Below are 26,467 nucleotides of genomic sequence, written 5' to 3' on the forward strand. Positions count from 1 at the left end.
ATTGCTAGATTTTAGTAATTTTGTCATTTGTGTTATAGCTTGATGTGAAGCATCCTTGAAACAAGTTTCTTTGCATGCGTAACCAAAATTTAACTATCTTGTGATATCTAGGCGAAGAGTCCGACATTCTTGGAGAAAAATAAAGCGCGGCGAGGGGGACCCGAGCGAGCCATTCCCGGAAAGACAGTCGGATTCTTCGCCTACGCGACTCAGGATAATTAAATACTATTGCCACCAGAAAAGTTAATGGAGTTCGTTCGTTTTTTTTAAGAAAACTTTTCAGAGTCAGCCAAATAAGAATTTAGCACGGAGTTGAGAAGACTGGGCAAGATCTACTTTTTCAAGATCGTTGAGGACATGGATGTCCGAACGAAGCCTACATGGATGTATTTACGGCGGTCTTGAAAAGGTCGTCTTGCCCAGTCCAACTCCTTCGAATTTTTTGATTTTGGTGAAAAGACAGTCGGATTGTAACGCCGACTTTAAGAACGCAACGAATTAGAAATGCGTGCTTACGCGGGCTTCCAAAGAAGAGCCTTGATAAGCTTGCAAATGTGGCGCAGCTCCTTGATAGGTATAGTCGTAGCTGGCTGCAAATTCCCAACTTGAATAACTATAGACTGCGCTGGCATAGGTATGAGCAGCGCCTCGAAATCCTTCGGTAGATTGATCTTTGTGTGAGCCTGCACCCAGGGAAATACCACAACTAAAATGAGAGATTGGATTGTAATTTAAACCTGCGGTGGCTAAATAATTTTGATGGAAGTGTGGATTATAATAGCCATTATGCAACTGTTTTCTGAACGATAATAATTCCAGATCTGCACCCAGATTCAAATCTAACTTAGAGTTGAGGGCAATTTGCCGTGTTGGTGTGAAATCCATATGCGTATAATGATTGCCATCGGATAGGGTAGAATAACCTACGAGCATATTAATATTTGTTTGTAAGAAGGGTTGAAAAGAAAGTTTCAGATTATTTAAATCTTCAACTATCCCCAACGAAACTGCTCTAGGCGAAGTGGGATAAAAATACGGCCTATATAGATTGTGTAAATGCACGAGATCAATGTTAGCCGTTTCTGCGCTAAAATGAGCACCGATCAAATAGATAAATTTACTGGATAAGTTCTCGATTTTTAAATCACCGATCATGCCCAGAATGGAAATGGTGGGTACTACACGCCAATTAACCCCAGCCATAATGCTGTTGTCGTAGATAGAAGTTTCTCCTTTAATCGTGGTTGATCCCGATTTTTTTCCTGCTGTTAGTACTTCATGTATTCCTTGGAAAATAAAATGAGTGTTATCATTGAAAGCCCAATCAAAAGAAATCGGAATTGTATAGTTGTTGATCGTTTGACTATCATGGTAATAATAGATGCCGCCTGAGAGTAGGGATTCAACAAGTTTTTGAAAGGTTTTTTCTAATTCTTTGGTATCATTATTATTAGGTTGAATTTTTTTTAATTTCTGTAATTCGGTTCTTGCTTCATTAAATCGGTTGGCTTTATATAATGCATTGGTATGGGTATACACTAATTCATTATCGTTAGGACTGTCGTGTAGTAGAGGAGTCACGATAGCTAATGCTTGATTGCAATGACCGATTGATGTCAATAATCGAGCGTGCGCAATTAAATATTCTTTTGATTCTCCAAAATGGGTTTTGTAATTTTCTAAGAGAGCGAATGCTTTGCAATAATTTTTCTTCCAGCTTTCAAGATTGGAATAAGCAATCCAAGCTTCTTTATGAGCAGGATATTTTTTAATAAATATTTCAAAATTTGAAGATGCAATGTCCATTTTGCTAGGTTGCCAAGATTGAGCCAAGGCAACATTATAAGCAGCTTCTTCATCATTGGGGTTTGATTTTAAAATATGTTTGTAATGCTGTTCTATAGCTGAGGCGTTGCCCGCTTGCATTGCAAGAGATCCTTGTTTGCGAAAGTACTCGACAAAAGTGGTCGTGTTGGCAAAGCTCACACTGCTGAATAGCATAAGACCTATGATTAATCGTATTCGATACACTGTTCCATTCCTACTGTTTGCTTTCGAGTCATTCTTCCCCACCATACTTCTCTGCCATGCAAAACTGCAACACTACTACGATAAGCCATAATGTAAATTAACTGTTTATAAAAAAAACGCTGTGGAATTAACCAGAATAAATTGCGCTTTTTCTCTTTACCTTCTAAGAGAAAGGCTAGTAATGTGGTTAAAAGATCCATCCCTGTAAATAAGCTGTAATATATTCCTATTGATTTTAAATAGTGTATATCATCTCCGGTTATGCCATGACCTAAACAAGCTTTTAAGCCAAAGAATAGTAATGTCACTATAAGACCTAAATCTGTTAAAGGAGCAATGAGAGGTAAAATGACATGCACTAAAAACAAATTCGGTAAAGCGATGAATCCTAAAGTGCCGAAACGAGGTCTAAAAAATACGCCTTTATGTTTCCAAATGACTTGATATGTGCCATACATCCAACGAAAACGTTGGCGTAAAAATATTTTCACTGTTTCTGGTACTTCAGTATACGCATTAGCTCCCTCAGCAACAGCAATACGATATCCTAGTTTTTTAATTTTTAGTGTCATGTCGGCATCTTCAGCCAAAGTGTCTGTGGTAAACCCACCGGCCTCAAGCAATGCTTTTCTGCGCCAACATCCTAAAGCACCAGGTACGACTACCACAGCATCTAATACACTGAGCGCACGTCTATCTAAACTCTGACCTGTGGCATATTCCAAAATTTGCCATTTGGCCATAATCGTTGATTGATTGGCGACTTTGACTGTACCTGCCACGGCACCGACCTTGGGATTGTGCAGCGGATACATTAAACGTATGAGTGTGTCAGGTTTTATTATAGTGTCTGCATCGATAATAGTGACTAAGTCAGCTGTAGTTTTACTAAGCCCATAATTTAATGCGATGCCTTTACCTGAATTCCTCTGAGATAAAATTTTAATGAGGGGGTGGTCGCTAAAATTCTCTTTCAAAATTTGCAAAGTATTATCTGTTGAGCCGTCATTGACTACGATAATCTCAAATTGTTTTGGACGTTTTGCAGAGAGTAATGATTGAATTGTTTTAACGATATTGGCTGATTCATTGTATCCCGGAACAATAACGGCTAAAGAGAATTTATCATTGTCAGCCAAAATTTCTTTTGTGAATTTTGTACGTATTTTTTGGTATAGACTCAAAGAGGTTAATACAAAAAGTCGCAGCATCACGATGACAATCCCTAGGAAATAAATGACCGGGAAAAAATAACTGCTAATATGTAGAACTTTAAAATTGATCTGACTGAGTAATAAATGCCAAGAAGACGTTTGTATTGGCATTAGAATGTCTTGGTTGAGATTCATTAGCTGTGAAATGGAGGCAAATTGATAACCTTCCTCCGTGAGCGTTGAAATAATTTTTGGTAGTGCATTAACGGTTTGTTGTCGCATACCGCCGCCATCATGAAAGGCTATTACGCCACCTTCGCTCTCACGTACTTTTTTAATCACAGTGTTGGCGATGATGTCTGCGCCGGGCTTTTTCCAATCTTCAGAATCAACGCTCGTTCGAACTGTATAATAGCCCATGTTTGTTATTGCAGAAATACGCTTGGCCTCTTCTAAATTTTTTGGTGGGCTGTCAACACCATAGGGAGCTCTGAAAAGTAACGTGCTTCTACCCGTACTACTTTCCAATAAGCGTTTTGTACTTGCCAATTCCATAGAAAGTTCTAACTTGCTGATTTGAGCAATATTAGGGTGTGTGTAAGTGTGATTACCGATATCATGACCTTCAGCAATTTCACGTTTCATAATTTGTGGGTATTTTAATGCATTCCTACCTATGACGAAAAATGTTGCAGGGGTATGTGTCGCTTTTAGCGTATTTAATATTTGGAGGGTATATTTTGGATCGGGGCCATCGTCAAATATTAGTGCAATTTTTTTTCTATTTAACGATGCATAACCATGAATATTATAAGATGTTGGAAACTTTTTATAATGTTCCGCTCGAATTAGTCCTGATGCTTCGTCAAAATCGATTTCTCTTTCACCCATTTGTGGTTTTTCAGTGATGGCAAAAACATCACTTTCTGTATTTCCAGATGAACTTAACGATTTTTTTGTATTAATTTTTTCGAGCTTAAGGGCGGTATTTTTATTATGGTCGTTCTGATTATAGGTGAGCCATGAGCTGGGATCTTCGGACCCTAGCTGCCACAAGGCGAGTCCATGAAGGTGTTTTGTTTCGGCCAAAGCGGATTGATTAAACAGTGTCACGGCGTCAAGGAACCACACAGTATGCAACGTATCTTCATCATCTTTATAATTAAAAAAAGGATTTCCCGATTGTGGGTCTAGAGTAATTTTTGCGTTCGTTGATTTGGCCAACATCATAGCTTGAGGAAAAGTTAGGGGTTGTCCGACATTTTCATTTTCTTTCCAGTCAAATCCATAGTTAGCCAATCCCAGCACTAATTTTTCGGGCGAGATTTCTTCCAGTGTTGATTTTAAATTTTTTCGGAACCAAGGTAAACTTGCGAGTGGACCTGCAGCGTCGTGAGTGGAATGTTCATTAAATGCTAATAGCACTTCAAAATCGACATTGTTAGCGATGCATTTATAATCATACGCTGGATTTTCCCCATCGACATTGATTGATACAGAAAAATTGTGGGCATGACATTCGTTAGATAATTCTTCCATAAACTGATTTAAGTCATCGCGATTTTGTGTTGTAAGATTTTCAAAATTAATGTGAATTCCGTCAAAATGATGTTGTTTTAAAAATGCCAATTCGTATTGAATCGCATTTTGACGTGATGATGGATTAGATAAAAAATCCGATGTCTTATCGAACCAGGTATTGTCTAATACTAAAATAGCTTTAACTTCCGGTTGTTTCCGATGTATTTCATTGGCGATATCACGAAGTGTGTAAGGCTCTTCATCGATAATGTCGCCAGCAGCTGTTTTTAGATGAGCTCCGCCTACAAAAATGGTATCTAATTTAGAGAGGTTTTGTCTAAATGAATTCATAGAGGCAGTATCATGATGGGGGAGGAAGGCCATTTTTTTCGTATGATGCTCTAATAGATTTTGCTCAATTAAGCTCGACACATCGGTAGTATCGCTTGGTGAGAAGGGAGGAAGAGGTTCTTCCAATTCAGAGCTTATTGTGTTTGTGGGGGCGATTCTTTCTGGCTCAAAAGCATGCAATGGGTGAAGTGCTGGAAATATTGGAGCCCTGTTTGAATATCCGTCTATTAAAAGCGAGACTATAAATGCGCTGAAAAAAAGGAATAGGGAAAGCAAAACAGCAATTGATCCGTATTTTACGCGTGGCCAACGTTTTTTACTGATATCGTAAAAAATGGGCTTCAGATTGGTTTTTTTCATTAATTCGCATGCTCCGTATGCTCCTCAGTGGGCTAGTTTATGTTGAAATAATCTTATGAGGCAAGCTTTAACTGCTGAGATTGTGTTGTCCGTATACTTTTGTTACTGCTGCGAGTATGGATTGTGGATCATTGACTGGTTTGTCGAATCGTAATGCCCAAAACATCACACCGGCTAACTGATTGTCTATAGCATATTGTGCTTTCGCAGCAGCAGATTCGGGGCTGTCGAACGAAACAAATACTTTTGTATTGGCATTGTAGGCATACGCACCAGTAATTTGGTGACCTATAGTGACAGGTATAGGCGTATAGGATTGATTGACTAATGTTTTGTATTGAAAGTTGCCGCCACAAAGATTTGTTGCATTGAGTTGGATGCTGCAGTTGTCAGGATCCATATCGCCTTTCACTCCTTGTGTGAAGACCTGACCAATACCATCGCTGGTTACTCCGCCCACCGCGCGGCCATAGAGTGGCATACCCAAAATAATTTTGTCATTGCTAATACCGACTTTATTCAATGCCTGGAGGGTGCTTTCGATACTATGCCCCTCATCCTGTGTCATCAAAGCCGAGTGTAGTGCAGTGTGGGGGTTGTCGCGCTCGAAGGCGCCATGCATATCATAGCCCATGATGCTGATGTAGTTCAGGTTGATCCCTAATTTTTTCCAGTTCTCGGAACCAAATTTTTCAATATTACGTTTGTTGGCGATAATTGCATATGACAAAGTAATGGATGGCAGTGCCGCTTTGATTTGATCGGTCAATGCTATGAAGCGTTTAACGTAAGCAGGTGGCACACCTTTTTCAGGCTCATAATCAATGTCTACCGCATCAATAGGGTAAATTTCAACCAAGGCCTTGAGTGAGGCGACAAATTTTTCAGGGTGCTCTAACGCCTTCTCAAAAGCTCTATCCTGACCAGCACCCCCAACAGAGATGAAGTGATGTTTTATGCCTGTTTTTGTGAAGGCGTTAAAATTTCCCAGCCCAGCTTTCTGCGGAAAGTCGATGCAGCTTGATGGTGAGGCACGACAGAAATTTTTGTCTTGCTCGCTGTTGGGGTCAAGGTCACTCCAAGTATCTGAAAATTGTAGGCTGCCGTCATTCCCTACGATTAAGAAGGTGTAAGCTAGTGCGTTGATGTTTTTGATTTGGTCGCTTAAGACAGCGTTTTTACTGCCATGGGCATTGTTGGGCATCGGAAAATGTTGGTAAGTGGCCCAATTTTCCCAATAACTCATGACGATCGGTTCTGGGGTGGCGGTGACGATCGATGAGAGTATCAGGCAAGGCACTATGCCGAGTATGATTGTGATTTTTTTATATACGTTGTTTAGCATGTTTAGCCCTGTTGTTCGATTTTCAACAGGGTAATAAAAGCGTCGCCACAAAGCAACATAAAGATAAGAGCGAGGCGTTCTTCAAGTCGGCGTGAGAATCCGACTGTCTTTCCGCCTAATGAAAAGAATTTAAGAAAATCTAAGGAGTTGGACTGGGCAAGACAACCTTTTCAAGAACGCCGTGAATCCGTCCCTGGAGGCTTCGGTCGAAACATCCTGTTTCTCACGATCTTGAAAAGGTAGATCTTGCCCAGTCTCCTAAACTCCGTGCTAAATTTTTATTTCTTTAGCTCTGGAGACTTCCTAAGAAAAATGAAGCTCTCACATATCTTCAGTTTACCTCGAGGCAATATTGTAAATTATCCTGAGTCGCGTAGGCGAAGAATCCAACTTTCTTGGAGGGAAATAAAGCGCAGCGAGGGGGACCCGAGCGAGCCATTCCCGGAAAGACAGTCGGATTCTCGCGCCGACTTTGGATGCGATATGTATTTCGGTTTACGAATTCCAACTTCGAATGAGGATATCGGGTTGTGGCGTTGTGCTGACAATTGTAGATAAAAAATGATCAGATGGATTGTACGTGTAAACATGCCAGTCATTAAATTCTTTTAATTCGTCGGATGCAAATATGATATGAGTATTTTTAGAGTCTTGAAAATCTAAAGCAAAAGATTGCAAATGATTGGCTACACCATGGCCTTTTGTTTTGAGAAAAGCTTCTTTACCTGTCCAACAACGATAAAAAAATTCATGTTGTTGTTCTGGAGAAGCGTTTTTCAATTGATCATATTCTAAGGGATGAAAAAAACGACGTCCGATATCGAGAGTGCTAAGATCGTTTTTCATATATTCAACATCGATGCCCACATTACCTTGCCAGGAGACAGCGAGTACAGCCAGATCTTCGGAATGAGAGAGATTAAAAAATAAAGTATTATGAGGAATAAAAGGCTTACCTTTTTCTAGCGTAGAAATTACGAGCTTTTCTATGGGAATTTGGAGTTGATCCGCTAGGATAGTTCGCATCACGGCATGTGATATAATGTATCGACGGCGATGTTTGTCGAATTTAAATTGAGCGGCGTTTTTTTTCTCTTCTTCTGTTAAAATTTTCAGCATAGGCTCTAGTGCAGATTCTTCTACTGAAAGTGGGATATTCCAAACTTGAAGTGGATTGTGAATGGTATTGTTCATAAAAATATTGTAACTTACTGATTATATTAGTTCAAGGCAAGGAAAAAGTGGGTATGAAAACGATTCATTTAGTGACTGAAGTGACCGCAGAGATGTCGGATCAACGCCTCGATCAGGTGTTATCTAAGACATTTCCCGAGTATTCCAGAGAGAGTTTCAAACAGTGGATATTGGATAAGGTCGTGCTCGTGGACGGAAAAGTACTGCGGCCGCGTGATAAGGTGCTTGAAGGACAGAAAATTGAGATCAACGCAGAATTGACCAATGACACCCGTTTTCTTCCAGAATCTATCGCCTTAGACATTATTTACGAAGATGAAGCTATTATCGTGCTAAACAAACCAGTTGGGTTGGTTGTGCATCCCGGAGCAGGTAATATGGAAGGTACTTTACTCAATGCTTTGCTGCATCATGATCCTCAGTTAGCAGCATTACCCCGGGCAGGGATTGTTCATCGCTTAGATAAAAATACTTCGGGAATTATGGTGGTTGCTCGAACGTTACCTGCGCATACTTCCTTGATTACACAGCTTCAAAATCGCACGATTATTCGTGAATACGATACGGTCGTACAAGGCGAATTGATTTCAGGTGGAACTATTGATATGCCCATCGGACGTCATCATCTTCAGAGAACGAAAATGGCGATTGTGGCATCGGGAAAATCGGCTGTAACCCATTATCGAATTAAAGAACGATTTCTACAATTTACTCGATTAGCGGTAAAACTTGAAACAGGAAGAACTCATCAAATTCGAGTACATATGTCGCATATTCATCATTCAGTTTTAGGTGATCCTGTTTACGGAGGACGATTAAAAATTCCTGCAAATTGTTCGGAAAACTTACGTGAATATTTACTTCATTTTCGAAGACAAGCTCTACACGCTATTCAATTAACGCTTACGCATCCGATGAGTCAAGAAGAAATGTCATGGGAAGCACCTATCCCTGAAGATTATCTGAAATTATTGGAACTTTTGAGAGGTCAGATCTGACTTCTCGTAAAACCTGAGGTGATAGGGTAGCGCCTATCTCGACCAAAGGCTTTTTGGGTTACCCGAACACCTACAGGTGCTTGTCGACGTTTATATTCATTACGATCAATCATGCGAATGACTTTTAGAACCGTTTCTTTATCAAATCCTTTTGCAACAATATTTTCCCATGTTTCATCTTGCTCGATGTACAATTCTAAAATTTCGTCAAGAATATCATAAGGCGGCAACGTATCTTGATCGAATTGATTTTTAGCTAATTCTGCAGTAGGTGGGCGGTCAATGATAATTTGTGGAATTACTTTGCTTAATGAATTTCGGTAATGTGATAATCGATATACCCAGGTTTTTGGAATATCTTTTAATGCGGCGAAACCGCCAACCATATCGCCGTAAAGTGTGCAGTAACCAACGGATAGTTCACTTTTATTACCCGTTGAAATTACAATAGCGTGACTCTTGTTAGAAACTGCCATGAGTAAAGTGCCGCGCACACGAGCTTGAATATTTTCTTCAGTACTATCAGGTGGTAGGCCTGCAAATTGTGTTGCAAGACTTTCTAAGGCTGCTTGAAACATCGGCTCAATTGAAATTATGTGATTTTTTACGCCCACAATATCGGCGAGCTCTTGGGCAGCCGTTATACTGATTTCAGCCGTGTAACGTGAAGGCATGAGCAGTGCTTCAACATGATTGGCTCCGATGGCATCAACTGCTAGAACTAGAGTTAATGCAGAATCAATACCGCCCGATAATCCTATGACTACTGAATCAAATCCATTTTTTATAATATAATCTCGCACACCTAAAACGAGTGCGTGATAAATTCTGGCCTCAAGTGACATAGGTGGTGCTAATCGCGCGGAAGTAATTTTCAAGGTTTGTTCACCTGAAATCTGTACAACTTCCAAAATTTCTTCATAAAAAGGAGCGTGGTGTTCAACATTACCATCGGAATTTATTGCCATTGATCCACCATCAAAAACTAATTCATCTTGACCACCAACGGTGTTGACATAAATGATTGGCATGTTGCCTTCTTGAGCGCGTTTAGCCATGGTTTCTTCGCGAATTTCGCGTTTATGCATATCAAATGGTGAAGCATTAATTGAAATCATCAGTTGTGCTTTTTCTGATTTAGCTGCAGCCATAACTTCGGGAACCCAAAGATCTTCACAGATAGATAACGCAACTCGAATATTTTTAATAGTGGTTATACCCACTTTTTCTCCAGCAGTAAAATACCGTTCTTCATCGAATACGCTGTAATTAGGTAATGCTTTTTTATAATATAGTGTGATAATTTTTTGATTTTGAATATGGGCCAATGCATTATAGCGATTATTATTTTCATCACGCCACGGAAATCCTACGATAACATCAATTCCTTTAACGGTAGCTGTTAATTTTTGTAAAGCTGCATTGACTCGTGAATATAAGCCAGGACGTAATAATAAATCTTCTGGGGGGTAGCCAGTAATAGCTAATTCTGGAAATACAACAACATCGCCCTTGAGTTCATCGCGTGCACGTTGAACATGGGCAATTATTTTTGAAGTGTTGCCTTCAATATCGCCGACGAAAAAATTTAATTGAGCCATGACAATAGTTAAAGAATTTGACATTGTGTACCTCAAGGAATTTTCAGGTTATTAGAGCTGCAACAACTTCTCGATCTTCTGCAATGAGAATTGTAAAAGTACGACACGCTGCAGCAGTATCCATTATTTCATACCCAATTTTTTTCTCGATCAACGGCGCCATAATATGATCTGCTGGAAATCGTAACACTGATCCAGTGCCTAGTAAAACGAGTTTGGGTTGTAAGGCTATTACAGCTTCCCAATCCGAAGGTTGTAAATCGTCGATATTTCGTGGGCGCCAGTTTTCTATCAAAGTGTGGCTACAGACGATGAGGCTGTGTTCGTAGGAGGACTCATTAATCTGAACCTTATTGTTTTGATATCCTCGAATGCGGTAGGTACCGCCTGATGGGTCTTGTCTTATTTCAATCATGTCATTTAAACCTATAGCTCATCAAAATGATTACTATAACACAGACTTTATGGTGGAAGAATGGAGGGATATTCGTTACTCTAATCTGTTAGGAGGTTACGTGAACAAAGTCATAGTGAGAAGGAAAAATCGAGTTTTAGCTCAGAGTGAGGGCTTGGACCCCCTATTAGCTCAAATATTCGCTACGCGCGGTATTACATCGCTACAAGAATTGGAGCGAGATTTACGAGCATTATTGCCCTTTAAAGATTTAGGCGGCATAGAACAAGCCGTGACTGTGTTGTTTCAGGCCTTGGAACAGAAGAAGCATATTTTGATCGTAGGCGATTTTGATGCGGACGGTGCAACGAGTACTGCACTTGCGGTTACCGCATTGCAAAATTTTGGGGCCCAAAAAGTTTCCTATATAGTGCCTAATCGGTTTGAGTACGGATATGGTTTAACGCCTGAAATAGTAGAGTTTGCTGCACAACAGAATCCTGATGTATTAGTCACGGTCGATAATGGAATTTCTAGTAACGAAGGTGTCGCTAGCGCTAAATCGAAAGGATGGCAAGTGGTAGTCACGGATCACCATTTACCCGGTGCTCAATTACCCGATGCTGATGCCATCGTGAATCCCAATCTTCGAGATGATCTTTTCCAGAGTAAAGCCTTGGCTGGCGTCGGTGTGATTTTTTATGTGATGTTGGCTCTGCGTAGCTATTGTCGTGAACAAAAATGGTTTGAACGCGAGGGAATCTCAGAACCGAATATGGCAGAGTTATTGGATTTAGTTGCATTAGGTACCGTCGCTGATGTGGTGCCATTAGATCAAAATAATCGAATATTAATTCATCAAGGACTATCGCGCATCCGTGGAGGAATGGCACGTCCTGGAATTTTGGCATTATTAGAAATAGCCGGAAAAAAACCAGCAAAATTAACGGCGAGTGATTTAGGTTTTGTTGTAGGGCCACGATTAAATGCTGCGGGTCGATTATCCGATATGTCAAAAGGTATTGCGTGTTTATTATCTACTGATATTTTAGTGGCACGAAGTTTAGCTCAGGAATTAGACACTCTAAATCGAGAAAGAAAAGAAATAGAATGGGATATGCGTGAGCAAGCTATTCAAAATTTAAAACAAATTAAAATGGAAAAGAATTTGCCTGTAGGATTGTGTATTTTTGACGAAAATTGGCATCAAGGCGTGATAGGCATTCTCGCATCTAGAATTAAAGAAATGCATCATAGACCAGTAATTGCCTTTGCAGTGAGCGGGAAGGACGAAATAAAAGGATCTGCGCGCTCTGTCACTGGACTACATATCCGTGATGTTTTAGATGCCATCGCGAGTCAGCACCCTGGACTAGTGACAAAATTTGGTGGCCATGCAATGGCCGCGGGATTGACACTTCCTCGTGAAAATTTCACCGCATTTGCAGCAGCTTTCGATAGTGAAGTGCGAAAACATCTTAATGAGACCGATTTATGCGGACAAATTTTATCAGATGGTGAATTAACTGCCATTCAATTAAACTTGCGTACAGCTGAATTATTGCGTGACGCGGGTCCGTGGGGGCAAGGTTTCCCTGAACCTATTTTTGACGGAGCATTCGAAGTGGTACAACAGCGACTATTAAAAGAAAAACATCTTAAATTTACGCTAAAAACGACCGATAATAATTTTATAGATGCTATTGCCTTTAATATTGATAATACCAAATGGCCAAATCATCACTGCGATCAAATACACGTAGCTTATAGACTCGATATTAATGAATGGCAAGAAAGACGCCAGGTACAATTAATTATAGAACATGTGGAAGCCATTAATGGTGGACAATAATCTTTTGAACCGTACTATTTCCATTGCGCCTATGATGGATTGTACTGACCGTCATTATCGTTATTTTGCGCGATTAATAACACATCATACATTGTTGTACACAGAAATGGTGACTCAAGATGCCATCATACACGGACATCGAGAAAAACTTTTAGACTTCGATCCAATTGAAAAACCTATTGCGTTACAAATTGGCGGAAGTGACCCACTTAAATTAGCAGAATGTGCTCGAATAGGAGAGCAGTGGGGTTATGACGAAATTAATTTAAATGTAGGTTGCCCGAGTGATCGAGTTCAAGCTGGTCGATTTGGTGCTTGCTTGATGAAGGAGCCTGAGTTAGTAAAAGAATGTTTATCAGCGATGAAAGAAGCAGTAAAAATTCCTGTGACAATAAAAACTCGCATTGGAGTTGATGAACAAGATTCTTATGAGGCACTAAAAGAGTTTGTTCATACTCTCATAGAAAGTGGGATCAATATCTTTGTTATTCATGCACGCAAAGCGTGGTTAAAAGGTTTGAGCCCACGTCAAAATCGTGAAGTACCACCTTTAAGATATGATGTTGTTTATAAACTCAAAAAAGATTTCCCTGATCTTACGATCGTCATTAATGGTGGCATTGAAACTTTGGAAGCAGTCGATGAACATCTGCAGCACGTCGATGCTGTTATGTTAGGACGTGCTGCGTATCATAATCCTTATTTGTTATCGCGTGTCGATCAAGATTTTTATTCTGATAAATCAACAATACCAACTCGTCTGCAAATTGTAGAAGCAATGTTACCCTATATTGATAAGCATTTAGAAAATGGGGGTCGATTACATCAAATTACCCGTCACATGGTGGGGTTATTTCACGGAGTTGATGGAGCACGAGTGTGGCGACAAAAATTGAGTAAGGAATGTACTAAATTTGATTCGGATTCATCGATTTTGAAAAAAATCATTGCAAGGGGTCAGATCTAAGATTGCTATATTCTCTGGCTAGTAATTGGCTAATATCCTGGTTATGAATGTATAAATCTTAGATCTGACGCCTCGTGATTACTGCCAACACTTATCAGAAAATTGTTTTGCAATATCTTGCATTAATTTTTGTGCATCAGAGGTCGTTGGAGGAGTAGAAGCATTTAAGGTTTTATTAACCATAAATTCCGCAAATTGATCAGCCACGGGACCGATCTTAGAAGATTCGGGAGTAAATGGTAAATTCAATGTAAATGTTTCAGAATTAGTTGCGTACTTAATCGCATTTCGGAACCATTCTTTTGCTGCAGTCGAATCTTGTTTAACATATTTTCCTTCGGTATAAACGACGCCTAAGTCTAGGGCAGCGCAAGGAACATGATTTTGAGCGGATAGCTCTAACCATTTGATTGCTCGTGTAGGGTCTTGTTTGACACCTTGACCTTTAAGCAGAACATAACCGACATTATACATGGCTGCGCTATCACCAAGACCCGCCGCATAATTGTACAATTCATAAGCTTTGGCTTCATTTTTTTTCGTGCCAGTACCTCGAGCATAGTAAATGGCAAGATCATTTAAGGCAGGGGTGTAATCGTTATCTGCCGCAGCTTTCATCCAATAAAATGAGCGTTCATCATCTTTTTTGGTGCCTTCACCATGAAAATAAAGAGACGATAAATAATATTGAGCAACCGGTAAATTTTGCTGAGCTGCTGCTTGAAGATTTTGAAAAGCTTTTTTATCATCGCGAGGACCGCCTACACCTTCGTAATAGCATGCAGCGAGAAAAAATTGCGCATCAGGAAGTCCTTGAGCGGCTGCTTTTTCAAACCAGCTTCGGCCTAATTTTTCATCTTTTTCAACGCTTTTTCCAAGTGTGTAAATGACACCAAGATCGACTTGAGCGTCTCCAAGTTTCTGCTCCGCAGCTTTTTGGTACCATTGCAAAGCCTGTTTAATATCTTTATTGACACCTTTGCCAGAAAAATACAGTCGCGCGATGAGAAGTTGAGCGGGAGGATAACCATCTTCTGCTCGTTCCAAGAGTAACTTGAACGCGTTCGCATAATCTTCAGTTGATAGTGCTCTCACACCACTTTCAAAAGATTGATCTTTACCTAGATTTTTTTCAAGTGCTTGGGAAATTGCATTGCTTGTATTGGTACGATAATTGTCGAACCAATTATCCGTATTCTCTGAGGCGTAAGCCATCGCAGGCAAGAAAAATGCCGTAAGGATTACTGCAATGAATTTTACCATGCTAAAACCTCAAAGTAGGGAGACTACAGGAGAGTGGTGGCCAGAGGTGGAATCGAACCACCGACACAGGGATTTTCAATCCCTTGCTCTACCGACTGAGCTATCTGGCCGCCGAGTAAATTAAACCGGGACTGCAGTTGCGAGTCAAGTGATTTCTAGTTTAAGAGGGGATTATCCTAGATTCTGCAGTTGGAATCCAGGATTATTGAGGTGCTTTCTTTAATGGCCTGCTACCCCATCTATTATTTATCTGGGGGTACATAGCCCGCTGGTTTATCGGATCCACCCTTGAATAAAAATTTAACCATTTCACTTTTTAAAAATTCTTTAGCTGCTGTATCAGTAAGGACGAGGCGGTTCTCGTTGATCAGCATGGTTTGATGATCTAGCCAAAGCTGCCAAGCTTCAGTGCTGATATGGTCATAAATTTCTTGGCCGATATCGCCAGGGTAGGGGGGGTGAGTGAGGCCGTGAGCTTCTTTTTGCAATTTCAGACAAAATATTTTACGTGTCATAGAGGCGTCCTTAGAGTGATGAAATAGTATCGGTAAGTTGTTGCAATAACTGTTTAACGGGTGCGGCTAATCCTAATTCAATAGTCCCGTTTGTATCAATCCAGCAGTACGGATCGTTCTCCTTAATGTGAGATGGCCATCGTTGAACGTTCAGTATAACGGGATTAATATCGAGGTGAAAGTGACTAAAAGTATGTCGAGTAACAGGCAAGGTTTTAATGGATTTAATTTTGCAAGAGTACAGACTTTCGCAATATTCTTTAGGTTGAGTATTTTGTTCGCATTCTGGTAGGCTCCATAATCCTCCCCAAATTCCGCTCTGAGGTCTATTTTCTAAAAGAACTTTATTATTATGTATGAGAATTAAAAATTGTTTTACTCGAACAGGAAGAGATTTACGTGGTTTTTTTCCAGGATAATCTTGAGGGTTTTTCGTTGCAAAGGCCTGGCAGAAATTTTCCAAAGGGCAAATTGTACAAGACGGTTTTGTTCGAGTACAAAGTAGGGCGCCTAAATCCATCATAGCTTGGGTGTAATCCCTACAACGATTTTGAGGCGTATAGTGTTCAGCTATACTCCAGAGTTTTTTTGCAACAGATATATCACCAGGCCAACCTGGAACAGCAAAAACTCGGCTCAAAACACGTTTTACATTACCATCTAAAATAGGGGCGAATTGATCGTGAGAAATGCTAAGGATTGCACCCGCAGTAGATCGTCCAATTCCGGGCAATTGTGAAAGTTCTTCAACATTTTTTGGAAATTCGCCATTAAAATTAGCAACAACTATATTGGCCGTTTTATGCAGATTTCTTGCGCGAGCGTAGTAACCGAGTCCTGTCCATAAATGAAGCACTTCATCTAATTTTGCTTTCGCTAAATCATCAACTTGCGGAAATTTTTGCATAAAACGATTAAAGTAGGGAATTACAGTATTCACTTGCGTTTGTTGCAACATGATTTCAGACACCCATACTCGATAGGGCGTGATATTTTGTTGCCAGGGTAAATCTTTTCGACCTTCTTGATCGTACCACTGTAAAACGCGTTGCTGAAATTGTGATGAGTTAATTGTGTGTTCCATAATTTTAGGGTTCTAATAGTTTATTGATGACGTTGCCGAGATTTTCATCGACATTTTTCAGAAGTTCTTTTTTAATGGCAGTTTTTGCAACAGCTTTTACACCTTCTACAGCCAATATTTTCAGAACTCCCCCAAGGTCTACAGAAACGCATGGATTTTGTAGAGTACATCCTACTGTTGTAGGGAAATCATAGTTAGACAAATCGGCATCTATTTTTGTCCCGCTATATTCGGTTTTGATGGGATGCGGTTGTAATAAACGACAGGTAAGTTTGTAGTTAATATTACTGCTGAGCAAATTGTAGTTACCTTTGGCTTGTATTTTAAGAGTTGGTGTCAAAAGTTCTAAGTCGGGGTTAGAGCAATTGCCTTGACTAAAAGAAGCCGTGCCTGCGAGATGAGTAAACGGTGTGTTGCCTCGGTCCGTGGTTGTAGTATTCTGTTGAGAAATTTTTGATACGGCTTGTTCGACTTTATAATCAATATCGGTGCCGTAGATCGCGCCATTATTTACTATAAAATTAATAGAGCCTGAAAGCGATTGTTTAATTGCATTGCCTGATTTTCCAGAGGCATTTACATTGATATTGAGGTTTGCAATACCATTGAGTTTAGAGGAACCTGTCAAAGTTCTTAGCATTTTCTCTGCAGAAACTCCTGACATTCTTTGTCTAATGCTAAAGATAGGGGAGCTGCCTGAAAAATTAATGCTAATTAACCCGTTCGTGCTTCCACCGAAAATACTTGCAGAAAAATTCGGTAAATCGAGTCTCTTCGACGCGTATTTCAGATTTGTTTTCAAGTGTGAAAACTGATAAACATCATAACTGAGGTGTCCCAGTTCAATGGTGCCATCGATCACGAGTGAGCCTGAAGAAGTTTTTCCCGTTGTATTTTTTTCGTCTGATTTTGATGAGCTACTACCAGGTAAATAATCTTCAAGTATGAGTTGATCGGAAGACAAAGCGAATCCAAGATGTGATCGTGATGTGGAATATTCTAATTGACCGCTGATAGGGTGGCCATCAACATTACCGTGGAGGTCTTTTAATCTTATTTTTTGAGAGTTTATTTGAAGGTCAGCAGTAAACATGACGTTAGAGAGTGAATTTGAATTGCTTAATTGAAATGCTTTGCTCGATGACGATAACAAACGTTTTAAATTAAAGGAATTACTCGTAATGTGTCCGTCAAAACCAAAATTATTTGAGCTATAAGTGCCTGACAAATCACCTTCAATAATTAGATCGCCCATTTGCATGTTGAGGGGTAAAAATTTTATCAGAGATAAATTTAAATCGGCTTTAATATTACCTTTAATAGCGATTTCAGGTGAATTTTCAGGTTTTAAGCGGATATCACTGTTTTCTAGAGATAATTTTGAATTAGTTGAGTCATAGTTTGCTAATGTGTTAAAGTTAATTGTGGTTTTGGATAAAGAATTACTGATATAAGTAAAACTTCCTTTTAATGGAAAAGAATGGCCGGATGATAGCTTATCAGCAGTCATATTGACCTTCTCAAGAGAATAATGCTGCTGAGTTTTGGCATCCGAATAATGAAAAGTAGTACGACTAAGTGATAAAGCGGCAATATTAAATTCCATCGATTCGTGTGCCTTTGTTTCACCTGTTGAGTCAGATTTTTTTTGTTCAGCACTACTAAAATTCCAATTGGTTTGTCCTTGCGCATTTTTTTGCAAATTAATAATGGCATCGGTCAATGAAGCTCGATTAATTGCAAGTTGTCGGTGTAGCAGTGGGGCGAGCTCTGCTGATATGGTTAATTTATGTGCAAAAAGAAAAGTGTCATCTTTAAATCCAGCCGGATTGCTCAAACTGACATCATCAACAGTAATTCCCAGTCGTGGCCAGAATGAAGCATGTAGAGGTCCTTTGATAATGAGATCGCGGCCCGTAGAAGTTTTAACGTACTGACTAATTTGATTTTTTATCACGTCGCTATTTACCATCGTCGTAAATAGAACTGCGGTTGTGATCGCAATTAAGAGCAATAAGCTCATTAATCCTACAACTACTTTAAGCACTGCTTTCATAAACTAGATCCTTCTATCATATATATTGGATATCCTCCTCTGCTATTATAGACTTCGAATGGTGTTTACGTCTAACAAACTTGAGAGCCGGTACCGTGATTGAGCAACAGCCTGAGAAAACCTATCTGCGAACTATTCGTAGCTTCGTACGACGCGAAGGACGAATGACGCCACGTCAAAAGCACGCTTTGGAAGCTCTTTGGGCAGAATTTGGGGTCGAGGTTCCGCCGGGAGAGCTTGATTTGGCGGCCCTATTTGGACGAGAGGCTCCCGTGGTTGTTGAAATAGGGTTTGGGATGGGGCAATCCTTGCTGACGTTAGCTAAGCAAAATCCGCAGATTAATTATTTGGGTATAGAAGTCCACAAACCAGGCATAGGAGCCTTATTAGCTGATTTGGCTGAGCACGCTGTCAGTAATGTTCGTATAATGATGTTTGATGCAAAAGACGTCTTGGAAAAACACATACCTCCAGAATCTTTGGCCGGTGTTTTGCTGTTTTTTCCAGATCCGTGGCCCAAATTACGCCATCACAAACGTCGTTTGGTTCAACCCGAATTTGTAAACTGTGTGGCCAGTAAGTTAGTAAGAGGCGGGTACTTTCATATGGCGACAGATTGGGAAAATTACGCAGAGCACATGTTGCAGGTTGCATCAAACTGTCATCAGCTTGATAATAAGGGGGGAGTTGGTCAATTTATCCCACGACCTGACAGTCGGCCGGTCACAAAATTTGAGCGGCGTGGACAAAAGTTGGGGCATGGAGTGTGGGATCTATTGCTTGTTAAAAATTGAAAGGAGTCTACTATGCGTTATTTTATTCTGGTTTTATTATTTCTATTTCCGATGTTCGTATCTGCACAAACGTCGAATGTTGCTGAAGGATATGATTGGTTAGCCAAGCAATGCAACGATTTGGATTGTATTCAAGCTAATATGGATATGATTGATTCTCAAATTACCTCACTTGTTACAAAGCGATTAGCCTTTGTAAAACGCGGCGCACAAATAAAAAATACGAATGTTTTAGCGCCTAAAACGGTAGGTTACGGAAATATTTCTCAGCGCGCAGGAGATCAGGCGAAAGTAATGGGAAGTTCTGCTTCAACAATGGGTGGTGTTTTTGAGGCAATTCAAAAACAATCTGAAGATTATGAAAAACAATATTTAAAACCTATTGAAAAACCGAAGACACCTGAATCACAATGAGTTCTGCTTTCGATACATTGTTACCTCGAGTGATGCAAATTGCGTTTTCTGCGGGTGATGCAATATTAAAAATTTATCAGCAAGAATCGTATGCTATTCAAACGAAGAATGATGCATCACCTGTTACACAGGCAGATATTTTGGCTCATGAGGTTATTGAGGAAGATTTATCAAAATTAACGCCAGATATTCCACTCATTTCTGAAGAAGGATTTTCTCCTTCATTTGAAGAAAGAAAAGGATGGCCACTTTTTTGGTTAGTGGATCCATTGGATGGAACCAAAGAGTTTATTGCCCACACTGATGAATTTTCTGTGAATATTGCATTGATACAAAATCATGAGCCGATTTTAGGAGTGATTGTTTCTCCTTGTCGTCAGACAGCGTATTATGCAAGTGTTGAATCAGGGGCTTTTTTTAAAGATGCAAAAGGGAATGTGAAATCGTTGACGACGCGGAAGTGGTTGCCGAATCATCGGCTCTCTCTTGCGACAAGTCGACGTCATAACGCCGAACGAATGGCAGAGTTAATGAGTCAGATTGGCGATTATTCAGTGCTGACAATGGGCAGCTCCTTGAAATTTTGCGCAATTGCAGAGCAAAAAGCGGATTTGTATCCTCGTCTAGGGCCAACCAGTGAGTGGGATACCGCCGCAGGGCAATGTATACTCACGGGAGCCGGTGGGGCAGTTGTGGATTTGCAGGGACTTGCATTACGTTACAACACCAAGGAAGATATGGTGAATCCGGGCTTTTTTGCAACCGGCGATTTAGATAGTTTGTTAAAATACCTTCATCTAATACAGGGGAAATTATGAAACATGTACGAGTAGCGATCACAGGTGCTGGTGGTCAAATTTGTTATGCGCTGTTATTCAGAATTGCAAGTGGTGATATGTTTGGTCAAGACACCACCGTTGATTTGCATTTAATTGAATTGCCTGCATCTATAGCTGCCTTACGTGGTATCGTAATGGAATTGGAAGATTGTGCATTTCCTCTTTTGAAAAATGTTGTTTGCACTACCGATTTAAATGAAGGAATGCGTGACATCAATTGGGCAATTTTAGTCGGCGCTGTACCTCGCAAAGCGGGTATGGAGCGAGGCGATTTACTCGGTATTAACGGCAAAATTTTTACAGGGCAAGGTCAAGCGATTAATAATAATGCGGCAAAGGATGTGCGAGTATTAGTAGTAGGAAATCCTTGCAATACGAACTGTTTAATTGCCATGCACAATGCCCCTGATGTTCCTCGAGATCGATTCTATGCGATGACGATGCTCGATGAAAATCGTGCGCGCGCTCAGCTTGCAATTAAAGCCAATGTTCCTATCACGGCCGTCACAAAAATGAATATCTGGGGAAATCACTCTGCAACCCAATATCCTGATTTTTATCATGCGTATATTAATGGAAAATCCGTGAATGAAGTCATCTCAGATGAAAATTGGTTGAAAAATGATTTTATCAGCACAGTTCAAAAAAGAGGTGCTGCTGTGATTGAAGCACGAGGTGCTTCTTCAGCTGCTTCAGCTTCGAACGGAATTATTGATAGTGTTTACAATTTAGTACACGACACACCTGCCAACGAATCATTTTCAATGGCACTTGCATCTCAGGGACACTATGGTGTTGAAGAGGGATTAATTTATTCTTTCCCATGCAGAACTGTGGGTGGGAAATTAGAAGTAATTGATGGAATTCAGCATAATGATTTTGCTCAAACAAAATTGTTAGCAACGCTCAACGAATTACGAAGTGAGAGAGATACGGTCAAAGAATTGGGATTAATTTCTGATTAGTTTTAGAAGAAACAAGTATGGAATTATTGACGTTTAAAATTATTTGTGCAATTGCACTTTTTTTCGCTGCGATTATCGCAGGTATTATTCCATTGCTGGTGGGAGATCGTCACCCTCGCGCCCTCTGTTTATTTGAAGCGGTTGCTGCAGGTGTTTTTTTAGGTGCTGCATTATTTCACATGCTACCGGCCGCGCAACTTTCGTTTAAAGCACAAAATTTAGCTTCGTATCCGTATGCTATTTTGTTTTGTGTGGTGGGTTTTTTATTTTTACTCCTCATCGAACGTGTGGTGAATTCTCATGCAGATCGGATGCACGCACACCGTTTAACCGCTTTATTATTACTGGTGATGTTATCGTTGCATTCACTGATCGAAGGTGCGGCTTTAGGTATCAACAGTTTATTCAATAACGCCTTAGTGATTTTTATTGCGATTATGGCTCATAAAAGTACCGCAGCTTTTGCGTTGGGTGTGACGATTGTAAGAGGTTATTCTTCGTATGTTAGAGCGACGATGATGTTGATTGGGTTTTCCTTAATGTCACCGATAGGCGTTATTTTAGCGGCCTTGGTCAGTAGTTTTTTACAGAGCGGGTCAGGCACCCTTGCCGAGGCTGTATTCAATGCCTTTGCAGCCGGATCTTTCCTCTACATTGGGACCCTCAATGTAATCGATAACCACTTTCATCCAAAACCGCTCCTAGACCGTTTTGCAGAGCTTATGGCTCTTATCACGGGCATTGGATCGATGGGGGTTGTGGCCATCTGGGTGTGAAGGGGGGGCAAGACTTGACCCATCCTGACCTTTACCTAATTCGACAAATTGAGATCTGACCCCTTTATTGGTAGAATAGCCATAGATTCAACTAAGGTAATCCAATGAATATGACACATCTTGATTTTGAGAAGCCTATCGCAGAGCTCGAGGCCAAAATTGACGAATTACGTCGAGTAGGCACCGATACTGAGCTCAACTTAATCGAAGAAATTGAAAAGCTGGATGCTAAAAGTCGCGATCTCACCAAATCGATTTTTAGCTCATTAACCTCTCAGCAAGTGGTTAAGATGGCTCGACATCCATTAAGACCCTATACACTCGATTATATCGAACACATTTTTACCGATTTTGATGAACTTCATGGCGATCGCCATTTTTCTAACGGTGCAGTAATTGTTGGTGGCATTGCGCGATTTAACGATCAACCCGTTATGATTATCGGCCAACAAAAAGGGCGTACAACTAAAGAAAAAGTACAACGCAATTTTGGAATGCCAAGACCTGAAGATTTTCGAAAAGCGCTACGGTTAATGCAATTAGCAGAGCGATTTCAATTGCCCATTTTTACCTTTATCGATACACCGGGTGCTTATCCGGGTATCGATGCGGAAGAACGAAACCAAAGTGAAGCAATCGCTCGAAATTTATTTGAAATGTCCTCATTACGAACACCTATTATTTGTACGGTAATTGGGGAAGGAAGTTCGGGTGGTGCTTTGGCAATTGGTGTTGGCGATAGAGTCATTATGTTGCAGTACAGTATTTACGCTGTTATTTCACCTGAAGGTTGTGCTTCAATTTTATGGAAGAGCGCTGATAAAGCCGATGAAGCTGCTGAAGCGATGGGAGTAACACCTGATCGATTATTCAAACTTGGACTCATCGATGAAATAGTGCCTGAGCCACTCGGCGGTGCACACCGTGACATGGAAGCCATGTCTCAAACACTTAAATCAGTGTTAGCACGTCAATTAAAACAATTACAATCGATGTCTATTGAAAAATTAGTTGAGCAGCGTTATCAACGATTAATGGCAGTGGGTCGTTCCGGAAAATAGTATGAATGACATTGTAAAGATTGTTGATGATGTCATTAAAAAATTCTTTGCAAAATGTGAAGAGCAAAAAAAAATCTGGGTGGCGTACAGTGGTGGAGTAGATTCGCATGTACTGCTGCATGCTTTAGTTCACCATAAAAATTCTTCGCACGACATTAGTGCTATTCATGTTCATCATGGATTGCAAACTCAGGCAGACGCATGGCGTGAGCATTGTATTCGCCAAGCTCAGATTCTTAATGTTTCTCTAGAAATTAAACACGTCAATGCAAAACCGGCAAAAGGTCAAAGCCCTGAAGCTGCTGCTCGAGAAGCGCGATATACCGCATTTTCTGAGATAATTGAGCCAGGTGATGTGTTAGTCACTGCGCACAATCAAAACGATCAAGCCGAAACAATAGTATTACAATTAATTCGAGGTGCGGGTGTTAAAGGATTAGCTGCGATGCCTCTGAATGCCGATTTTAATCAAGGGATTTTATATAGACCTTTTTTAGAAATTTCTCGTGCGATGATTGTAAACTACGCTAATGTTTTTCACTTGAAATGGATCGAAGATCCTAGCAATGAAAATACACATTTTGATCGTAACTTTCTGCGTCAAACGATTTTTCCTTTGTTAGCTGATCGCTGGCCCAGTATCGAAAAAACACTATCACGAAGTGCTGAGCATTGTGCAAGTGCGAGTGATATGCTTGATGAATTAGCGCATGAAGATTTAGATAACGTATTAGATCAAAAATATCACGCCATGAATATTGAAAAATTATTACAACACTCTATTCAACGACAAAAAAATGTGCTGCGTTATTGGATTGAAAAGCAAAAATTACCCTTGCCTTCAACGGTGCATTTAGATTGTTTATTGCGTGAAGGAGTGCACGCTGCCGATGATAAAATTCCTTGTGTGCAATGGCCTGGTGCAGAAGTGCGGCGATTTAAGGGGTTTTTATTTGCGATGCCGCCAGTATCGGATTTTGATTCCAGTGTGGAAATCGTTTGGGATAGGCAAGCGTCTTTAAAATTACCTGCCGATTTAGGTGTGATCGAAATAAATGATGACCGAATAATAGGAAGATCATTATCGTCTATTGAAGGGCCAGCGATAGTTCGATTTAGGCAGGGTGGAGAAGTGATGAAACTTCCAGGGCGCGAAGGCAGACATGAATTGAAAAAGTTATTTCAAGAATGGAGTGTTTTACCTTGGCGCCGAGATCGCGTTCCGCTGATTTATTCAGGTGATGAATTGATTGCGGTGCTAATTTCGTCACACGATCAAATCAACGTGTGTAATTAGCCTGGGTGTTGGTCAAGCTACTCCTGTCAAGTGAAAAAATACAGAATCACAAGGTTAGTTAAAATCATTAGCTTGTGCTGCGTCTTCATCGAGTACTTCGACCCTCTGGCCCATTGGCGCTTTGCCAGTTTGTCCGGATAGAAAATGGTTAGCCATCGCATCAAATTCTGTATCGCCAGTTTCGAAATCACCAGTGTCGTATCTTTGCCAAGTTTTTGAGGCTCCGGTATCAGCACCATTTGCTTTTCCAAATCCGCGCTGCTGAGCGCGCTTAAGATTTACAGCTTCTTCTGATTCCGAAGGAACAGGAATTTGTTGCCACTGTTGGGTTTTCTTGGATCCAGTTTCAACTAATTCAACGAATTCAGTGTCTGAATAATGTCTAGTGTAAGTGATTCTTGTAGTTTTTGGAGCTTTTGCAGCTAAAATTGCATATAAAAGTCCGCCAGTATGCCAATCTGCCCATCGATCGCTCAGCGTGTCCGCGATATAACAGGCTGGAACTGCAATTAAAGCAGCCATAATGCCGATAGTTGCTGCGCTAGCGATGGAAACGACTGCAGTAGACAGTGTTATTCCGAACAGACCAGTGAGTGCTGTGATATAAGGGAGAAAAAGTGTACCAATTGAGGCGCTTACGCCTAAAAACGTTGCAGTGTAAGCAGCTAACACTGACGCAATAACAGGAATGTGAGTAACAAAAGTGACGACGCCCATTAAAGAAGGGAATAGTGCGAGGATGCCGGTAATCACGAAGGGTAATGCAATTGCCCAAACCGTGGCTGCAACAGCCAGAGTAAATAGCGCGAAAATACTAGCAATTATAGTATAACTAAAATAATTATAAACAGTTCTTGTCCATGAAAGTGGAGCTAAAGCAATTCCAGCAACGAGGCTCAAGGTAAAGGACGCTACGTATAATGGTAATAATACCAAAAAAAGGACTAACGTTAAGATAAAACTAATCAACGTAAGTATATAATTAAGCGGCAAAGGTAATTTTTCTGCAAGGTAATCGAATATTCCTATAAATGAGCCACCAATTTCATCGAGAATATCTAATAATATAGGTACGAGAACTAATATCATGAGTTTTACAATATTCAAAAGAAACTTAAAGGGGAATGTCACAAGTTTAAATAGTAAAATTACTCCAATCTTTATTGGAATCGGAAATATCCCTATTAATTGTAAGTATTTTTTGGTTGAACTGGTATCTTTTGCAAAATCCAAACCACCAATAAGATTTTTTAAGAACTGTCCCCACGTGAGTTGATGAACGACTTTTCTTTCTCTATTTAAAAATGCTTTAGGTCTTGAAGGGAGTCCCAAAAAAGCGACGAAGTACATCCAAAATTCTGAAGTATCATTTTTTATTTCAGTGGGGATGTTTGGGTAAGTGTATTTCCCTTTTATTTCATCATAGCCATCAGGAAAAAAATTTGATTTAAATAGAGTTGTAAACTTTTGCTTATAACGTGTTAGAAAGCTGATTTTTTTTTCTTCAACTTTGGGCTTTTTCTCTAATTCACCATGATGTTTCATATCGCATTCCTCACAACAGTATGACTGGTAGATGTATCCAAAATCTTAACAGTCTAAATTAATCTAAAAACTATAAACTTCTTAACAGAG

The 26,467-nt window shown here is 40.1% G+C and carries 21 protein-coding genes and 1 tRNA gene; 10 read left to right on the forward strand and 12 right to left on the reverse strand.

The window, feature by feature from the left end; translation table 11 throughout:
- Window positions 1-498: 498 nt before the first annotated feature.
- The 4 genes from K2X50_05265 to K2X50_05280 all read right to left on the reverse strand — a co-directional run bounded on the left by K2X50_05265 (window position 499) and on the right by K2X50_05280 (window position 7,956).
- Complete coding sequence (locus K2X50_05265; GenBank protein ID MBX9586650.1) at window positions 499-2,031, reverse strand: tetratricopeptide repeat protein; 1,533 nt, start codon at window positions 2,029-2,031, stop codon at window positions 499-501.
- On the reverse strand, window positions 2,013-5,417 hold the full coding sequence (locus K2X50_05270; protein ID MBX9586651.1) for a glycosyltransferase: 3,405 nt from the start codon (window positions 5,415-5,417) through the stop codon (window positions 2,013-2,015). Before K2X50_05270 ends, K2X50_05265 begins: the two co-directional genes overlap by 19 nt.
- A gap of 67 nt (window positions 5,418-5,484) precedes the next feature.
- Entirely contained in the window at window positions 5,485-6,762 is a 1,278-nt protein-coding gene (locus tag K2X50_05275; protein ID MBX9586652.1) for a glycoside hydrolase family 18 protein, read from the reverse strand.
- Between the two features lie 495 nt (window positions 6,763-7,257).
- Window positions 7,258-7,956, reverse strand: coding sequence for a 4'-phosphopantetheinyl transferase superfamily protein (locus tag K2X50_05280; GenBank protein MBX9586653.1), 699 nt, complete (start codon window positions 7,954-7,956; stop codon window positions 7,258-7,260).
- A gap of 53 nt (window positions 7,957-8,009) precedes the next feature.
- Here K2X50_05280 and rluD point away from each other — a divergent pair, with 53 nt between their 5' ends.
- Entirely contained in the window at window positions 8,010-8,954 is a 945-nt protein-coding gene (gene rluD, locus K2X50_05285; protein ID MBX9586654.1) for a 23S rRNA pseudouridine(1911/1915/1917) synthase RluD, read from the forward strand.
- On the opposite strand, the gene K2X50_05290 is transcribed toward rluD, so the two are convergent.
- Window positions 8,945-10,579, reverse strand: a complete 1,635-nt coding sequence (locus K2X50_05290) for an NAD+ synthase (protein MBX9586655.1) — start codon at window positions 10,577-10,579, stop codon at window positions 8,945-8,947. The genes rluD and K2X50_05290 overlap by 10 nt on opposite strands.
- Before the next feature lie 19 nt (window positions 10,580-10,598).
- Complete coding sequence (locus tag K2X50_05295; GenBank protein MBX9586656.1) at window positions 10,599-10,970, reverse strand: Mth938-like domain-containing protein; 372 nt, start codon at window positions 10,968-10,970, stop codon at window positions 10,599-10,601.
- 49 nt (window positions 10,971-11,019) lie between these two features.
- Between K2X50_05295 and recJ the strand changes: the two genes are divergently transcribed.
- Window positions 11,020-12,801 carry a single-stranded-DNA-specific exonuclease RecJ gene (recJ, locus tag K2X50_05300; GenBank protein MBX9586657.1) on the forward strand — a complete coding sequence of 594 codons (1,782 nt, stop codon included), beginning with the start codon at window positions 11,020-11,022 and terminating at the stop codon, window positions 12,799-12,801.
- The gene (dusA, locus tag K2X50_05305; GenBank protein ID MBX9586658.1) at window positions 12,788-13,768 is read left to right on the forward strand and encodes a tRNA dihydrouridine(20/20a) synthase DusA; all 981 of its coding nucleotides are present in this window, start codon (window positions 12,788-12,790) and stop codon (window positions 13,766-13,768) included. Before recJ ends, dusA begins: the two co-directional genes overlap by 14 nt.
- Window positions 13,769-13,846: 78 nt before the next feature.
- Here dusA and K2X50_05310 read toward each other — a convergent pair whose 3' ends face one another.
- From K2X50_05310 to K2X50_05330, 5 genes are all read right to left on the reverse strand, one after another.
- Window positions 13,847-15,031, reverse strand: a complete 1,185-nt coding sequence (locus tag K2X50_05310; protein ID MBX9586659.1) for an SEL1-like repeat protein — start codon at window positions 15,029-15,031, stop codon at window positions 13,847-13,849.
- A 34-nt stretch (window positions 15,032-15,065) separates the two neighbouring features.
- Window positions 15,066-15,141: transfer RNA gene (locus K2X50_05315), tRNA-Phe, on the reverse strand.
- Window positions 15,142-15,273: 132 nt separating this feature from the next.
- Complete coding sequence (locus tag K2X50_05320) at window positions 15,274-15,546, reverse strand: oxidative damage protection protein (protein ID MBX9586660.1); 273 nt, start codon at window positions 15,544-15,546, stop codon at window positions 15,274-15,276.
- A 10-nt stretch (window positions 15,547-15,556) separates the two neighbouring features.
- Window positions 15,557-16,630 carry an A/G-specific adenine glycosylase gene (gene mutY / locus K2X50_05325; GenBank protein MBX9586661.1) on the reverse strand — a complete coding sequence of 358 codons (1,074 nt, stop codon included), beginning with the start codon at window positions 16,628-16,630 and terminating at the stop codon, window positions 15,557-15,559.
- A 4-nt stretch (window positions 16,631-16,634) separates the two neighbouring features.
- A complete protein-coding gene (locus K2X50_05330; protein ID MBX9586662.1) occupies window positions 16,635-18,686 on the reverse strand; it encodes an AsmA family protein in 2,052 nt (683 codons plus the stop codon).
- A gap of 164 nt (window positions 18,687-18,850) precedes the next feature.
- Between K2X50_05330 and trmB the strand changes: the two genes are divergently transcribed.
- The 7 genes from trmB to tilS all read left to right on the forward strand — a co-directional run bounded on the left by trmB (window position 18,851) and on the right by tilS (window position 24,832).
- On the forward strand, window positions 18,851-19,480 hold the full coding sequence (trmB, locus tag K2X50_05335) for a tRNA (guanosine(46)-N7)-methyltransferase TrmB (GenBank protein ID MBX9586663.1): 630 nt from the start codon (window positions 18,851-18,853) through the stop codon (window positions 19,478-19,480).
- A 12-nt stretch (window positions 19,481-19,492) separates the two neighbouring features.
- Window positions 19,493-19,894: a hypothetical protein gene (locus K2X50_05340; GenBank protein ID MBX9586664.1), complete on the forward strand. Its 402-nt coding sequence runs from the start codon at window positions 19,493-19,495 to the stop codon at window positions 19,892-19,894.
- Window positions 19,891-20,712, forward strand: coding sequence for a 3'(2'),5'-bisphosphate nucleotidase CysQ (gene cysQ, locus K2X50_05345; protein ID MBX9586665.1), 822 nt, complete (start codon window positions 19,891-19,893; stop codon window positions 20,710-20,712). Before K2X50_05340 ends, cysQ begins: the two co-directional genes overlap by 4 nt.
- Window positions 20,709-21,698: a malate dehydrogenase gene (locus K2X50_05350; protein ID MBX9586666.1), complete on the forward strand. Its 990-nt coding sequence runs from the start codon at window positions 20,709-20,711 to the stop codon at window positions 21,696-21,698. The genes cysQ and K2X50_05350 overlap by 4 nt, the downstream gene beginning before the upstream one ends.
- Window positions 21,699-21,715: 17 nt before the next feature.
- A complete protein-coding gene (locus K2X50_05355; protein MBX9586667.1) occupies window positions 21,716-22,474 on the forward strand; it encodes a ZIP family metal transporter in 759 nt (252 codons plus the stop codon).
- A 104-nt stretch (window positions 22,475-22,578) separates the two neighbouring features.
- A complete protein-coding gene (locus K2X50_05360; GenBank protein ID MBX9586668.1) occupies window positions 22,579-23,535 on the forward strand; it encodes an acetyl-CoA carboxylase carboxyltransferase subunit alpha in 957 nt (318 codons plus the stop codon).
- Between the two features lies 1 nt (window position 23,536).
- Entirely contained in the window at window positions 23,537-24,832 is a 1,296-nt protein-coding gene (tilS, locus tag K2X50_05365; protein ID MBX9586669.1) for a tRNA lysidine(34) synthetase TilS, read from the forward strand.
- Window positions 24,833-24,886: 54 nt separating this feature from the next.
- Here tilS and K2X50_05370 read toward each other — a convergent pair whose 3' ends face one another.
- The gene (locus K2X50_05370; protein ID MBX9586670.1) at window positions 24,887-26,377 is read right to left on the reverse strand and encodes a hypothetical protein; all 1,491 of its coding nucleotides are present in this window, start codon (window positions 26,375-26,377) and stop codon (window positions 24,887-24,889) included.
- Window positions 26,378-26,467: the final 90 nt, after the last annotated feature.

This window comes from Gammaproteobacteria bacterium, from assembly GCA_019748175.1.
Classification (GTDB): domain Bacteria; phylum Pseudomonadota; class Gammaproteobacteria; order JAIEPX01; family JAIEPX01; genus JAIEPX01.